This is a genomic window from Pseudomonas paraeruginosa PA7, from assembly GCF_000017205.1.
GTDB lineage: Bacteria > Pseudomonadota > Gammaproteobacteria > Pseudomonadales > Pseudomonadaceae > Pseudomonas > Pseudomonas paraeruginosa.
Window position 1 is genome coordinate 6,363,003 of the sequence record NC_009656.1, and the last position, 14,722, is coordinate 6,377,724.

13 protein-coding genes are annotated in these 14,722 nt (G+C 67.2%); 4 read left to right on the top strand and 9 right to left on the bottom strand.

Annotation, left to right across the window (positions count from 1 at the left end; genetic code table 11):
* Positions 1 to 54: 54 nt before the first annotated feature.
* Entirely contained in the window at positions 55 to 1,527 is a 1,473-nt protein-coding gene (gene betB / locus PSPA7_RS29365; protein ID WP_012077969.1) for a betaine-aldehyde dehydrogenase, read from the bottom strand.
* 60 nt (positions 1,528 to 1,587) lie between these two features.
* Entirely contained in the window at positions 1,588 to 2,181 is a 594-nt protein-coding gene (gene betI / locus PSPA7_RS29370) for a transcriptional regulator BetI (protein WP_003096684.1), read from the bottom strand.
* Between the two features lie 332 nt (positions 2,182 to 2,513).
* Here betI and PSPA7_RS29375 point away from each other — a divergent pair, with 332 nt between their 5' ends.
* Positions 2,514 to 4,064 carry a BCCT family transporter gene (locus tag PSPA7_RS29375; protein ID WP_041025439.1) on the top strand — a complete coding sequence of 517 codons (1,551 nt, stop codon included), beginning with the start codon at positions 2,514 to 2,516 and terminating at the stop codon, positions 4,062 to 4,064.
* Positions 4,065 to 4,273: 209 nt separating this feature from the next.
* Here the strand turns inward: PSPA7_RS29375 and choV are convergent, their stop codons facing one another.
* From choV to PSPA7_RS29390, 3 genes are read right to left on the bottom strand one after another with little or no spacing between them, the layout of a single operon-like run.
* On the bottom strand, positions 4,274 to 5,452 hold the full coding sequence (gene choV / locus PSPA7_RS29380) for a choline ABC transporter ATP-binding protein (protein ID WP_003149671.1): 1,179 nt from the start codon (positions 5,450 to 5,452) through the stop codon (positions 4,274 to 4,276).
* Between the two features lie 3 nt (positions 5,453 to 5,455).
* Positions 5,456 to 6,295, bottom strand: a complete 840-nt coding sequence (gene choW / locus PSPA7_RS29385) for a choline ABC transporter permease subunit (protein ID WP_012077971.1) — start codon at positions 6,293 to 6,295, stop codon at positions 5,456 to 5,458.
* A gap of 41 nt (positions 6,296 to 6,336) precedes the next feature.
* Complete coding sequence (locus tag PSPA7_RS29390; protein WP_012077972.1) at positions 6,337 to 7,275, bottom strand: choline ABC transporter substrate-binding protein; 939 nt, start codon at positions 7,273 to 7,275, stop codon at positions 6,337 to 6,339.
* Positions 7,276 to 7,738: 463 nt separating this feature from the next.
* On the opposite strand from PSPA7_RS29390, the gene PSPA7_RS29395 reads away from it, so the two are divergent.
* Positions 7,739 to 9,115: an L-serine ammonia-lyase gene (locus PSPA7_RS29395; protein WP_033998040.1), complete on the top strand. Its 1,377-nt coding sequence runs from the start codon at positions 7,739 to 7,741 to the stop codon at positions 9,113 to 9,115.
* Positions 9,116 to 9,529: 414 nt separating this feature from the next.
* A complete protein-coding gene (gbdR, locus tag PSPA7_RS29400; RefSeq protein WP_012077975.1) occupies positions 9,530 to 10,633 on the top strand; it encodes a choline metabolism transcriptional regulator GbdR in 1,104 nt (367 codons plus the stop codon).
* 52 nt (positions 10,634 to 10,685) lie between these two features.
* Here the strand turns inward: gbdR and PSPA7_RS29405 are convergent, their stop codons facing one another.
* Positions 10,686 to 10,934, bottom strand: coding sequence for a hypothetical protein (locus PSPA7_RS29405; RefSeq protein ID WP_003149675.1), 249 nt, complete (start codon positions 10,932 to 10,934; stop codon positions 10,686 to 10,688).
* Between the two features lie 272 nt (positions 10,935 to 11,206).
* Positions 11,207 to 12,097, bottom strand: coding sequence for a LysR family transcriptional regulator (locus PSPA7_RS29410; protein WP_003149677.1), 891 nt, complete (start codon positions 12,095 to 12,097; stop codon positions 11,207 to 11,209).
* 107 nt (positions 12,098 to 12,204) lie between these two features.
* Here PSPA7_RS29410 and PSPA7_RS29415 point away from each other — a divergent pair, with 107 nt between their 5' ends.
* Positions 12,205 to 13,272 (top strand): YeiH family protein, encoded by a 1,068-nt coding sequence (locus tag PSPA7_RS29415; protein ID WP_012077976.1) that lies wholly within the window; start codon positions 12,205 to 12,207, stop codon positions 13,270 to 13,272.
* Here PSPA7_RS29415 and PSPA7_RS29420 read toward each other — a convergent pair.
* Entirely contained in the window at positions 13,216 to 14,211 is a 996-nt protein-coding gene (locus PSPA7_RS29420) for an acylcarnitine hydrolase (RefSeq protein ID WP_012077977.1), read from the bottom strand. The genes PSPA7_RS29415 and PSPA7_RS29420 overlap by 57 nt on opposite strands.
* A 5-nt stretch (positions 14,212 to 14,216) precedes the next feature.
* Complete coding sequence (locus tag PSPA7_RS29425) at positions 14,217 to 14,696, bottom strand: thioesterase family protein (protein ID WP_012077978.1); 480 nt, start codon at positions 14,694 to 14,696, stop codon at positions 14,217 to 14,219.
* Positions 14,697 to 14,722 lie beyond the last annotated feature (26 nt).

A 14,722-nucleotide genomic window follows, 5' to 3' on the forward strand; every position in this document is an offset into this window, starting at 1 on the left:
AGGGAGCGTTGCCTGGGACCGGCCTGGTTAGGGGTTCGAGCGCTGCGTCGAGGCTCAGAACACCGAGGCGTAGTCGCCCAGCTCCACTTGCACGGACTTGATGCGAGTGTAGTGAGCCAGGGTGGTCAGGCCGTTCTCGCGACCGACACCGGATTGCTTGTAACCGCCGACCGGCATTTCCGCCGGCGACTCGCCCCAGGTATTGATCCAGCAGATGCCGGCTTCCAGGCGATGGATGGCGCGGTGGGCGCGGGCCAGGTCCTGGGTCACGACGCCGGCGGCGAGGCCGTACTCGGTGTCGTTGGCGCGGCGGATCGCCTCGTCCTCGTCGTCGTAGACCAGAATGCTCATCACCGGTCCGAAGATTTCCTCGCGGACGATGGTCATGTCGTCGCTGCAATCGGTGAACACGGTCGGCGCGACGTAGGCGCCATTGCCGAACGCCCCCTCGGTCACCCGTTCGCCGCCGCACAGCAGGCGAGCCTTCTGCGCCTTGCCGGACTCGATGTAGCCGAGCACGCTTTCCATGTGCGGGAAGCTGACCAGCGGGCCGAAGTTGGTGTTCTCGTCCTGCGGATCGCCAAGACGGATGCGCTGCACGCGCTCCAGTACCTTGGCTTCGAAGCGGGCCTGCTGGGAACGGTGGATGAATACCCGGGTGCCGTTGGTGCAGACCTGGCCGGAGCTGAAGAAGTTGGCCATGACGGCGATGTCGGCGGCGCGGTCGAGGTCGGCGTCGGGGAAGATGATCAGCGGGGACTTTCCGCCCAGTTCCATGGTCACTTCCTTCAGCGACGAGCTGGAGGCGCTGGCCATGACCTTCTTGCCGGTGGAGGTGCCGCCGGTGAAGGAGATCTTCTCGATCAGCGGGTGCTCGGTCAGCCACTGGCCGACTTCGCGTCCGCTGCCGGTGAGCACGTTGAACACGCCGTCCGGCACGCCGGCCTCGGTGTAGATCTCGGCCAGCTTGAGGGCGGTCAGCGGGGTGACCTCGCTGGGCTTGAAGATCATCGCGTTGCCGGCAGCGAGGGCCGGGGCTGATTTCCACAGGGCGATCTGCACCGGGTAGTTCCAGGCGCCGATGCCGGCGACCACACCCAGCGGCTCGCGGCGGGTGTAGACGAAACTGGTTTCGCGCAGCGGAATCTGCTCGCCTTCGATGGCCGGGACCAGGCCCGCGTAGTACTCGAGCACGTCGGCGCCGGTGACGATGTCCACCGCGCGGGTTTCCGCCAGCGGCTTGCCGGTATCCAGGGTTTCCAGGGCGGCCAGTTCGTCGTTGCGCTCGCGGAGGAGGTCGACGGCGCGACGGAGGATGCGCGAGCGTTGCATGGCGGTCATCGCCGCCCAGACCTTCTGCCCTTCGACGGCGCTCTGCACGGCCCGCTCGACGTCTTCCCTGGAAGCCCGCTGGACCTTGGCGAGCACTTCGCCATTGGCCGGGTTGATGGTCTCGAAGGTGGCGCCACTGCTGGCCTCCACGTAGCGACCGCCAATGTAGAGCTTCTGTTCTTCGAATCGGGCCATGTTGCAGTCCTCTCTTATCGGTATCGCAGGCGCAAGGCGGCGCCGCGGGGGTTTTCGTCCCTACCCCGACTGTTTTGCCAACTGCTGGTCGAGGTAGTCGTAAGCGATGTTCAGGGCCTCGTCGGTGTCGAAGGCGTCGCCGGTCAGCGCGCCACGCAACCACAGGCCGTCGATCAGGGCCGCCAGGCCGCGTGCCGCGGCGCGGGCGTCGTCCGCCGAAAGCTGGCGGCGGAACTGGTAGCACAGGTTCGAATACAGGCGATGGTCGTTGACCCGCTGCAATCGACGCAGTGCCGGCTGGTGCATGCTGGTCGCCCAGAACGCCAGCCAGGTCTTCATTGCCGGACCATTGACCTGGCTGTCGTCGAAGTTGCCTTCGACGATCGCTCGCAGGTGCGCCCTCGGACTGTCGTCGTAGAGCGCCGCGCGGCGTTCGCGCACGGCCTTGCTCAAGGCGCTGAGCAGGTGCCGCATGGTCGCTTCCAGCAAGCCGTTCTTGTCCTGGAAGTAGTGGCTGATGATGCCGTTGGAAACACCCGCCAGGCGGGCTATCAGGGCGATGCTGGCGTCTCCCATGCCGACCTGATCGACCGCCTCCAGGGTGGCGTGAATCAGTTGCGAGCGGCGGATGGGCTGCATACCGACCTTGGGCATTGCTATCTCCTCTCGTCGATGGGTGCGTGCGGGCACCGACCGACGTCATTGGTGGCCAGTCTATTTTGTTTTTATTGAACGTTCAATCAACTAAGAATAAGCTCGGCGTCCATGAGCGGCTCCCAGCCTGCGTGCAACCTGGCCCGCGCCGTTCATCACCTCGTCGCCGAAGTCCGCCAAGGATCGCAGAATCCGGGCTTCAAGTGGGGTGGCAATGCTGTGTCTGTAGTCCGCGGCCATAAGCCGCCATGCTTTCACTGCCATGGGGTCATCCTCCAATGAGTACTGCTTCGCCAATAAAAACAAACGAGCAGGTACGTCTGAACCCGATCGTGTTCTTCGGCTCGACCGCACTGATCCTGGTTCTGACCGCCGCCCTCATCCTCTATCCCGATAGCGCCGGAGCCTTGCTCGGCCGCATCCAGGCGTGGCTGTCGCACAGCTTCGGCTGGTACTACATGCTGGCCATCGGTGCCTACCTGTTCTTCGTGGTCTGGATCGCCTTCTCGCGCTTCGGCACCCTCAAGCTCGGCGAGGACCACGAGAAGCCGGACTTCAGCTACGGCGCCTGGGCCGGCATGCTGTTCTCCTCCGGGATCGGCATCTCGCTGCTCTACTTCGCCGCCTCCGAGCCGATCGACCACCTCTACCACCCACCCGAAGGCGTTCCCGGCAGCCCTCAGGCGGCGCGCCAGGCGCTGCAACTGACCTTCCTCCACTGGGGCCTGCACGGCTGGGCGATCTATGCCCTGGTCGGCCTCGCCGTCGGTTACTTCGCCTACCGCCATCGCCAGCCGCTGGCGTTGCGCTCGGCGCTCTATCCGATCCTCGGCGAACGCTGGGTGAAAGGTGCCGCGGGCCACGCGGTGGATTGCTTCGGTATCTTCGTCACCCTCCTCGGGCTGGTGACCAACCTGGGCATCGGCGCCCTGCAGGTGTCGTCCGGTCTCGAGTACCTCACCGGCATCCCGCACAGCAAGGGCACCCTGCTGGCGGTGATCCTGGTGATGAGCCTGGTCGCCACCCTGGCGGCGGTGTCCGGCATCGAGAAAGGCATCCGCCGGCTGTCCAACCTGAACATCGTGCTGTTCAGCTCGCTGCTGGTGTTCGTGCTGGTCTGCGGTTCGACCCTGGAACTGCTCAACGGCTTCGTGCAGAACCTCGGCGACTATCTCGACGGCCTGGTGCTGAAGACCTTCGACCTCTACGTCTACACCGGCGCCGGCGCTGGCAAGAGCGAGGAATGGCTGGGCCTGTGGACCCTGTTCTACTGGGCCTGGTGGATTTCCTGGGCGCCCTTCGTCGGCATGTTCATCGCCCGCATCTCCCGGGGCCGCAGCGTACGCGAACTGGTCTGCGGGGTACTGCTGATCCCGCTGGGCTTCACCCTGGCCTGGCTGTCGGTATTCGGCAACAGCGCCCTGGATCTGGTGATGAACCACGGCGCGACCGACCTCGGCAAGGCCGCGCTGGAGCAGCCGTCTATGTCGATCTACCTGCTGCTGGAACACTATCCGCTGTCGAAGATCGTCATCGGCCTGTCGATCTTCGTCGGCTTCGTGCTGTTCCTCACCCCGGCGGATTCCGGCTCGGTGATGCTGGCCAATCTCTCGCGCAGCGGCGGCGAGTTGGACGAGGACGCGCCGAACTGGCTGCGTATCCTCTGGTCGGCCGTCGTCACGCTAGTCACCATCGGCCTGCTGTTCGCCGGCAACTTCACGGCGATGCAGACCGTCGTGGTGCTCGCCGGCCTGCCGTTCTCGGCGGTGCTGATCCTGTTCATGTTCGGCCTGCACAAGGCCATGCGCGCCGACTACGAGGCCCAGGTCGGCGACCGCCGCACCTACCAGCCGGTGCCGGCGCCAACCCAGCCGCAGACCTGAAGTCCGGCGCCGCTCGGGCGCCCTCTCCAGTCAGGTGCGTACTCGGCCCGGCGTTTCGCCGGGCCTTTCTTTCGTGCCTCCCGGTCGCCCGGCGCATGCCGGAGGAAGCGCGCGAAAGGAATAGCAGACGGAAAAAGCGCGGAGGATAAACGCGAATGCCCGGCAGCGCCGGGCATTCGAAGCGGCCCCGGAGGGGGCCGTGGCGGGAATCAGCCGAGGTTCTTGCCCAGCAGTGCGTGATACAGCTCGCTGTCGCCGAGCACCCCGACCACCCTGTCCTGCTCCTGCAGGACCAGCTTGTGGCCGGTCTGGTAGCGGATCTGCAAGGCATCGCGCATGCGGATGCTGACATCCACCAGGGTCGGTTCGCGGCGCAGCTTCTCCACCGGGTCGCCCTGGCGCCAGCGTTGCAGGTCGATGACGTTGCCGCCCTGGCGCGCGCCCTTGAGCACGTCGCCTTCGCTCAGGCCGATCCAGCAGTCGCGGCCCTGGTCGAAGCAGATCTCGTCGTTCTGCCGGATGCACTGGTCGAGGCCACGCATCAGGCTCTGCCCGCACAGCACGTTGAGCGGGTTGGTATGGGCGACGAAGGTACGCACGTAGTCGTCCGCCGGGCTCAGCACGATCTCTTCCGGCCTGCCGTGCTGGATGATCCGGCCGTCCTTCATGATCGCGATGCGGGTGCCGATCTTCAGCGCCTCGTCGAGGTCGTGGCTGACGAACACGATGGTCTTGTGCAGTTGCCGTTGCAGCACCAGCAGTTCATCCTGCAATTGCTGGCGGATCAGCGGGTCGAGGGCGGAGAAGGGTTCATCCATCAGCAGGATGTCGCCGTCCATCGCCAGCGCGCGGGCCAGGCCGACGCGCTGCTGCATGCCGCCGGAGAGCGAGTCGGGACGCTTGTCGCGCCACTGCGAGAGGCCGACCAGCTCGAGCTTCTCGTCGATCAGTTTCTTCCGCTCGGCGGCCGGGCGGCCCTGCATCTCCAGGCCGAAACCGACGTTCTCGGCCACCGTCAGCCAGGGCATCAGGGCGAACTTCTGGAACACCATGGCGATGCGCTTGGTGCGCATCGCCTTGAGGGTCGCCGGCGAGCAGTTGGCGATGTCCACCTGCGAACCTTCGTGCTCGATCAGCAGCTTGCCGCGGCTGACCTTGTTCAGGCCGTTGATGCAGCGCAGCAGGCTCGACTTGCCGGAGCCGGAAAGCCCCATCAGCACGCAGATCTCGCCGCGGTTGACGTCCAGGCAGGCGTCCTCGACGCCGAGCACCTGGCCGGTGCGCTTGAGGATCTCGGCGCGGCCGAGGCCCTGGTCGAGGAGCTTCAGGGCTTCCTTGGTGTGGGTGCCGAAGATGACGTCCACGTGGTCGAATCGGATCGCGGTCATGGCTTATTTCCCCTTCACGGCGCGCTGCTTGCACACCCGGTCGAGCAGGATGGCGAGCAGGACGATGGCCAGGCCGGCTTCGAAGCCGAGGGAGATGTCGGCGGTGTTCAGCGCGTTCACCACCGGCTTGCCGAGGCCATCGGCGCCGACCAGCGCGGCGATCACCACCATCGACAGGGAGAGCATGATGCATTGGGTGATGCCGGCGGCGATGCTCGGCATCGCATGCGGCAGCTCGATGCGCGTCAGCAGTTGCCAGCGCGAGCAGCCGAAGGCCTTGCCGGCGTCGAGCAACTCCGCCGGCACGTCCTGGATACCCAGGCAGGTCAGGCGGATCGGCGCGGCGACGGCGAAGATCACCGTGGAGATCAGCCCCGGCACCACGCCGAGGCCGAACAGGGTCAGGGTCGGGATCAGGTAGACGAAGGTCGGCACCGTCTGCATCAGGTCCAGCAGCGGCCGCAGCGCGGTGTAGAACCACGGCTTGTGCGCGGCGACGATCCCCAGCGGCACGCCGACGGCGATGCACACCAAGGTGGCGAATATCACCTGGGCGAGGGTTTCCATGGTCTCCTGCCAGTAGCCCAGGTTGAGGATCAGCAGCAGCGAGGCCAGGGCGAACACGGTCAGCCCCCAGCTGCGCTGGATGACGTGCACCAGCCCCACCAGCAGGGCGATCAGCACCAGCGGGTTGAACCAGAGCAGTCCGTTGGTGACGCCGTGGATGAGAAATTCCAGGGTGTCGGAAACCTTGTCGAAGAACGATGCGCCATGCAGGGTCAGCCAGTCGACGAAACCGGCGATCTGCTCTCCCAGCGGGAGCTTGTGATCAGTCAGGAACATAATCAGGGTCCATCAAGAGCGGGAAATGAACGACCGGTCGCCTACTTGGCGAAGGCCAGCTTGGCCGCAGCCGCGGCAGGCTGCCCGTCGCGCGTGGTGACGCCGGCCAGCCAGGCATCGAGCTGTTCCGGGTGGTCCTTCAACCAGGCCTTAGCGGCTTCCTCGGGTTTCTTGTTGTCGTTGAGTACGGCATCCATCAGCTTGTTCTCCATCTCGAGGGTGAAGCTGAGGTTCTTCAACAGCCGGCCGACGTTGGCGCATTCCTGGGCGTAGCCCTTGCGCACGTTGGTGTAGATGGTCGCGCCGCCATAGTTGGGGCCGAAGAAGTCGTCGCCGCCTTCCAGGTACTTCATCTGGAAGCGCGTATTCATCGGATGCGGCTCCCAGCCGAGGAACACCACCCACTGGTTGCGCCGGATCGCCCGCTGCACCTGCGAGAGCATGCCCGCCTCGCTCGATTCCACCAGCTTGAACCTGCCCAGCTCGAAGGCGTTCTTGTCGATCATGCTCTGGGCGACGCGGTTGCCATCGTTACCCGGCTCGATCCCGTAGATCTTGTTGCCCAGCTTGTCGGAGAACTTCGCGATATCGGCGAAGCTGCGCAGGCCGCCGTCGTAGACGTACTGGGGAACCGCCAGGGTGTACTTGGCGCCCTCCAGATTGGCGCGCAGCGTCTCGACCGTGCCTTTCTCGGCGTACTGCTTGATGTCGTTGGTCATGGTGGGCATCCAGTTGCCCAGGAACACATCGAGGTCGTTGTTGGCCAGGGAGCGGTAGGTCACCGGCACCGAGAGCAGATTGACCCTGGTCTTGTAGCCGAGGGACTCGAGGACCTGGCGGGTGACGGCGGTGGTCACGGTGATGTCGGTCCAGCCGACATCGGCGAAACGCACCGACCCACAGGATTCGGGCTCCGCGGCCTGGGCTGCCAGCGGTGCGCATAAAGACACGACCAGCAGCCAAGACTTGCAACCTTTCATAGCGAACTCCTCTGCAGGGTAAGGCGCCGGCGCTGCCCCGGAAGGCGCGGCGGTCTGTCTGTAGCGGGCCGACCGGTTGCGGCCCTCAGCGGGCAATTCGTGAACGATCATGAAACAGGACGCATCCGTCGCCTACCGGGTGGGTCGCAACCAGTGCAGGCGGGGTCGCATTCAGTACCCGCTGTGTCGCATTCAATCATAGTGGCCTTTGCCGGCGACCGGCGGATGCCGTTTTCAGAGCGGCGCGAGCCCGTTCGCATTTCGCCACCGCGCAGGTGCAGACGCCCGGCGGCCACGGAGGTTCCCCGCTCCATGCGCGAACGCGGCGCTTTTGGACATGGCCGGGTCGGTGGCGGATGCGGCCCGCCCCGGGGAAAGCCCGATGATGCGCAGGAAACGCGGGCGGAGGAACCGCCACCCCCACTACGCAGGCAAGGATGCCGCGGTATTCCCGGAGGCCGGCATGGCTATCAGTGTGTTCGACCTTTTCAAGATCGGTATCGGCCCGTCCAGTTCGCACACCGTCGGCCCGATGCGCGCCGCCGCGCTGTTCACCGCCGCCCTGCGCCAACGCCAGGCGCTGCCGGCGGTACGCCGCCTCGAGGTGCGCCTGTACGGCTCGCTGTCTGCCACCGGCGTCGGCCACGGCACCGATCGCGCGGTGATCATGGGCCTGATGGGCGAATGGCCGGACCGCATCGACCCGACGCAGATCGCCCCGCGCATGGCCGCCCTGCTCGACAGCGGCCTGCTGCAACTGGACGGGAGCTTCCCGGTAGCGTTCGACTGGGTGCGCGACATGCGCCTGCTCGACGAGAACCTGCCCTACCACCCCAACGCCATGACCCTGGTCGCCTACGGCGAACAGGGCGAACTGCACCAGGAAACCTACTACTCGGTCGGTGGCGGCTTCGTGGTCGACGCCGGGCAGGCCGCCTCCGGCCAGCTCGACCAGGACCACACGGTGCTGCCCTACGACTTCTCCAGCGCCGAGGAACTGTTGCTGCTGTGCAAGCGGCACAACCTGCGGGTATCCGAGCTGATGCTGGCCAACGAACGCACCTGGCGCAGCGAGACCGACATCCGCGAAGGCCTGCGGCGCATCTGGCAGGCGATGCGCGACTGCGTCGACAACGGCTTGCGCAACGAAGGCATCCTCCCCGGCGGGCTCAACGTGCAGCGTCGCGCCGCACGCCTGCACCGCAACCTGCAGGAGATCGGCAAGCCCAACGTGATCGGCTCGACCCTCAGCGCCATGGAATGGGTCAACCTGTTCGCCCTGGCGGTGAACGAGGAGAACGCCGCCGGCGGGCGCATGGTCACCGCGCCGACCAACGGCGCGGCGGGGATCATCCCGGCGGTGCTGCACTACTACATGAAGTTCAATCCCGACGCCCGGGACCACGACGTCGTCGACTATCTGCTGGCCGCCGCCGCGGTGGGCATCCTGTGCAAGAAGAACGCCTCGATCTCCGGCGCCGAGGTCGGCTGCCAGGGCGAGGTCGGCTCGGCCTGCGCGATGGCCGCCGCCGGCCTGGCGGAAGTCCTCGGCGCCACCCCGGCACAGGTCGAGAACGCCGCCGAGATCGGCCTGGAGCACAACCTCGGGCTGACCTGCGACCCGGTCGGCGGGCTGGTCCAGGTGCCCTGCATCGAGCGCAACGCGATCGCCGCGGTGAAGGCCATCAATGCGGCGCAGATGGCCTTGCGCGGCGACGGCCAGCATTTCATCTCGCTGGACAAGGTGATCCGCACAATGCGCGACACCGGCGCCGACATGCACGACAAATACAAGGAAACCTCGCGCGGAGGCCTGGCGGTCAACGCCATCGAATGCTGAACCGGAATTGCTCACGAAACGATCAAGGCGCCACTTTTTGGCGCATATGACGCGTGACCGGGCGGTCGCCATCCGGCACACTCCGGCGTAACGGATCGCCGCCCATCGTTACCTTTGTCGCCAGGGCCGCTCCCCCGCCCCCTCGCCGGGCGCCGCCCTGGTGCTACCGAAATGCTCAAGCGCGCGACGCGCGCCAATCGTCTCCGTTGCCGCCATTCCGCCAGGTCCGATGGAAAATCCCGAGCTAAAGCCTTCGGACTTTTTTAATTGAACGCCCAATCAACATAGGCATGGCATTTGCCTTGCTCTGGTAACAAGCAACGGCACGGCGTGGCCCAGGCCAGCCGGCAATACCAACAATCATAAAAGAGCCTCCGATCGAGGCCTGCTTGCTCAGCGTGAGGAGATGCACCTATGACCACGTACGCGCCCGGAGTCCCACCACAGAACCGAAATCCGCAGTCCATCGGCTTCCTGCTGCTGGACAATTTCACCCTCATCTCCCTGGCATCGGCAGTGGAGCCGCTGCGCATGGCCAACCAGCTCTCGGGGCGCGAACTCTACCGCTGGCACACGCTGAGCCTGGACGGCCGCCAGGTCTGGGCCAGCGACGGTCTGCAGATCACCCCCGACGCCGGTACCGACAACGCCCCGGCGATGGATTGCGTGATCGTCTGCGGCGGCGTCGGCATCCAGCGCAGCGTCACCCGCGAGCACGTCACCTTCCTCCAGGCCCAGGCCCGCCAGGGCCGGCGCCTCGGCGCGGTGTGCACCGGCAGTTGGGCGCTGGCCCGCGCCGGTCTGCTCGACGGCTACGATTGCAGCGTGCACTGGGAATGCCTGGCGGCGATGCAGGAAGCCTTCCCGCGGGTAGCCATGAGTACCCGTCTGTTCTCGATAGACCGCAACCGCTTCACCTCCTCCGGCGGCACCGCGCCGATGGACATGATGCTGCACCTGATCGGCCGCGAGCATGGCCGCGAGCTGTCGGCGGCGATCTCCGAGATGTTCATCTACGAGCGCATCCGCAACGAGCAGGACCACCAGCGCGTGCCGCTCAAGCACATGCTCGGCACCAACCAGCCGAAGTTGCAGGAGATCGTCGCGCTGATGGAGGCCAACCTGGAGGAACCTATCGACCTCGACGAACTGGCGGTCTACGTCAACGTCTCGCGTCGCCAGCTCGAGCGGCTGTTCCAGAAGTACCTGCACTGCTCGCCGTCGCGCTACTACCTGAAGCTGCGCCTGATCCGCGCCCGCCAGTTGCTCAAGCAGACCTCCATGTCGATCATCGAGGTGGCCTCGGTCTGCGGCTTCGTCTCCACCCCGCACTTCTCCAAGTGCTATCGCGAGTACTTCGGCATCCCGCCGCGCGACGAGCGCCAGGGCCAGCCGCTGGGCCAGCCGGTGGTGCTGATGCCGATCCCGCAGGACCTGGCGCTGATGCCCAACTCCTCGGCGCTGTCGGCCCTGAGCCAGGCGCAAGGGGAATCGACCTTCGCCAGCGTGAGGATCTGAGCGACCCGGCGCGCCCCTGCCCGCTCCCGTGAGGGGAGCGGGCAGCGTCTCTTCAGCCGCGCGGCACCAGCGCCGGCAGCAATTGCCGGGAGATCGCCTCGCGCACTGCCGGCAGCAGCGTGGCGGGGCCGCCGAGCATGTCCTCCACCAGCCGTCGCAGCGCCTGTGCGCGCTCCGGGCTGAGGCCGCGCACGGCGTATTCGCAGGCCTGCTCCGGAGTCGCGTCCGGCGGCACGCTGAAGCCCAGCGCCTGCAGGCGTTCGCGGAAATCGTCCTGGTCGATCAGATCGGCGTGCATCATCGCGGCAGCTCCTTCGATGGGGATTGCCGTCGATTCTGCTGAGCGCGCGCCGCTCCCGGCAAGGGGGCTGTCCCGCCTGGGCATGGGCAGGTCGTTTTCGGCTAATCCAGTGCTCGCCGACACCGCCACAATCCTCCCCAGCGACCTCCGAGGCAGCTCACGGCTTGCGGAAGACGCCAGGCTCACACTGAGGGCCGTTCCTGGCTCCTTTTTCATCCCCCTTCGCGCGTCGGGCGCGACAGGGGGATTTTTTTGTGCCGGCGCGCCGCCCCTCAGGCCGCGAGACCGGCCCGGCAGTGCTCCCAGAAACGCTCGAAACCCGGCGAGAGGAACTTGTCGCGCTGGCGCAGCATGTAGAAGCGCCGGCGCAGCGGTGGCAGGCTGCTGCGCAGCTCGACCAGCGCGCCGGAGGCCAGCTGTTCCTCGACCACCCAGCGCGACAGGCAACTGATGCCCAGCCCGGCGGCGACGCTGTGCTTGATCGCCTCGGAGCTGCCCAGGTCGAGGCTGTCTTCCAGGTAGTGCAGGTGGCCCAGCAGGGCATGGCTGACTTCCTCGCGCGTCCCTGAGCCCGGCTCGCGCAGCAGCCAGCGCGCCCGGCGCAGGGCCTCGCGGGAAACCTGGGTGCGCGCGGCCAGCGGATGACCGGGCGCCGCCACCACGATCAGGCTGTCCTCGAGCCAGGGCTCCACCCGCAGGCCGGGCTCGTGGCAGGGACCTTCGATGAGGCCGATGTCCGCGGCGAAGGTCACCACGTCGTGCACCGCCGAACCGGTGTTGCCGATGCTGGCGTCGACCCTCACGCCCGGTTGCTCGCGTTCGAAGGACGCCAGCAGGCGTGGCAGCACGTAGTTGCCGATGGTGCTGCTGGCCGCCACCGTCAGGCTCGCCTGGGGCGCCGCGGAAGCCGCGAACTGCTGCTCCAGTTGCGCCACGCCGTCGAGCAGGCGCAACGCCTGGGGCAGGAAGCGGCGGCCGACCTCATTGAGTTGCAGGCGCTTGCCGACCCGGTCGAACAGGCGCGTGGAAAGCTGCGACTCCAGCTCGTTGAGCGCGGCGCTGGTGGCCGACTGCGACAGCGAGATGGATTCCGCCGCCGCCGTGGTGCTGCCGCTGCGAGCTACCGCGCAGAAGATCTGGAGCTGACGAAAACTGAGGGCCATGGGAGGATCTACCTGTTTTTCAGGTATTTAATACAGAAACTATTCGTTTCACAAATCCATTGCCGCTCCCTAACCTGCGTCCCGTGACCTCACCTGAGGAGCGAAGGATGCACACCCTCCCCGTCAAGACCGCTACCAGACCCCTGGCCCAGGTCCAGAAACTCATCCCCGGCCTGCTGCTCAGCGCCGCCCTGGCCGGCGCGGCGATCCTCCTGGGTCGTTCGCAATGGTTGCAGCACAACGGCATCAGCGCGCTGACCCTGGCCATCGTGCTCGGCATCGTCGCCGGCAACACCCTGTACCCTCGGATCGCCGCCGGCAGCGCCGCCGGCGTCGGCTTCTCGAAGCAGATCCTGCTGCGCGCCGGGATCATCCTCTACGGCCTGCGCCTGACCTTCCAGGACATCGCCGGCGTCGGATTGCACGGCGTGCTGCTGGACGCCCTGATGCTCGCCAGCACCTTCGGCCTGGCGTGCCTGCTCGGCACCCGGCTGTTCGGCCTGGACCGCACCACCACCCTGCTGATCGGCGCCGGCAGCTCGATCTGCGGCGCCGCCGCGGTAATGGCCACCGAGCCGGTGGTGCGCGGCCGCGCCGAACAGGTCGCGGTGGCGGTCTCCACCGTGGTGGTGTTCGGCACCCTGGGCATCTTCCTCTACCCGGCGCTGTTCCAGCTCGACCAGGACTGGGGGCTGCTACCGCGCGACCCTGGCACCTGGGGCGTGTATATCGGCGCCACGGTGCACGAGGTGGCCCAGGTGGTCGCCGCGGGTCGCTCGATCGGCATCGAGGCAGCGGATACCGCGGTGATCGCCAAGATGGTCCGGGTGATGATGCTGGCGCCCTTCCTGATCCTGCTCTCGGCCTGGCTGGCACGCGACAAGGCACACCGCCGGCAGCACAGCGGCGCGGCGAAGATCACCATTCCCTGGTTCGCCGTCGGCTTCGTGCTGGTCGCCGGGCTCAACTCGCTGGTCAGCCTGCCGCCGGCGCTGGTCAGCCACGTCAACGACCTCGACACCTTCCTCCTGGCCATGGCGATGGCCGGCCTCGGCCTCGGCACGCACCTCTCGGCGATCCGCCGCGCCGGCCTCAAGCCATTGCTGCTGGCCGCCCTGCTATTCGCCTGGCTGGTGCTCGGCGGTGGAATCCTCACCCGCCTGGCGCTCGCCTGAACCCGCCGCCAGGAAACCCTGCACGGCCCGCCGCAAGGCCTCGTGCAGGGCCTCCACCTCGTCGATGCCGTGGCCGCGCAGGCAGCCATGGACCAGTCCGCTTCCCGGATAGAACCCTGCCTCGCCACCCGCCGCCCGTAGCGCTGCGCCATAGCGCTCGCCATCGTCGCGCAGCGGATCGAATTCGGCGACCGCCACGAAGGCCGGCGGCAGGCCAGTGAAATCGGCGGCCTCCAGGGGCAGCGCCAGCGGCTGTCGGTGCAGCGCCGCCAGCGGCAGGTAGGCGTCCAGGCACGCCTGCACATCGCCGAGGCCGAGCAACGGGGCGTCGACGCAGTCGATCCGCGAGGGCGATGGCGCGGCCGACAGCAAGGGATAGAGCAATATCTGCGCGGCCGGCGACGGCGCGCCGCCATCGCGCAGGGCCAGGCACAGGGCCGCCGCCAGGTTGCCGCCGGCGCTGTCGCCGGCCACCAGCAGGCGGCGTGGGTCCAGCGCTTCGTCCAGCTCGCCCAGGCTCAGCGCCTGCCAGGCGCGCAGGCAGTCCTGCAAGGCCGCCGGGAACGGATGCTCCGGCGCCAGCCGGTAATCCACCGCCAGCACCAGCAGGCCGAGGCGCGCCGCCAGGTCGGCGCAGATGAAATCGTGTGAATCGAGGCCGCCGAGCATCCAGCCGCCACCGTGCAGGTAGAGCAGCGCCGGCCAGCCGCCGGGCGGTGCCGGGCGCTCGGGGCGATAGCGGCGCACGCGCACCGGCGGCGCAGCCGGCAAGCAGGAGTCGACCACCAGCAAACCGGCCGGGCGCGGCGGCGCGAACGCCTTGCACATCCGCGCGTAGGCCGCGCGTTGCGCATCCAGGCGCGGACTGTCGCTGGCGAACGCCCGGCTGCGCTCGACGAAGCGCCACATCGCCGGAGACAGCGGATACTTCGCGGCCATCGCGCTCAGCGCACCGGCGGCAGGCCGATCACCCGGCCGACGCCTTCCGGCACGGGAAGCACGCGATGCGCCTCGGCGAGCGCCTCGACCCGCGCCAGCACCTCGCCTTCGAACGGCACCGAGCGCGGGCCATCGAGGCTGACATGGAGCAGCATCTGCTCGCTCAGCGCCAGCGCCTGCCCGCTGCCAGGCAGATACAGGGCATGGTGGACATGCAGGCGCTTGCGGTCGTGGCCGAGCAGTTGCGTGCGTACCTCGACCCTGGCGCCCTCCTTCACCTCATGGAGGAAGTTCAGGTGGCATTCCAGGGTGAACAGCGAATGTCCGCTGGCCTCGCGGTTCTGGCTGTCCAGGCCGATATGCGCCATCAGCGCGTCGGTGGCGTAGCTGAACACCAGCAGGTAGAAGGCATCGCGCAAGTGGCCGTTGTAGTCCACCCACTCGGGCAGGACCGACGTTTCGTAGGTCGTCAGGGCTTGGCTCATGGCGGGCTCCGTGGTTGCGCTCCGCC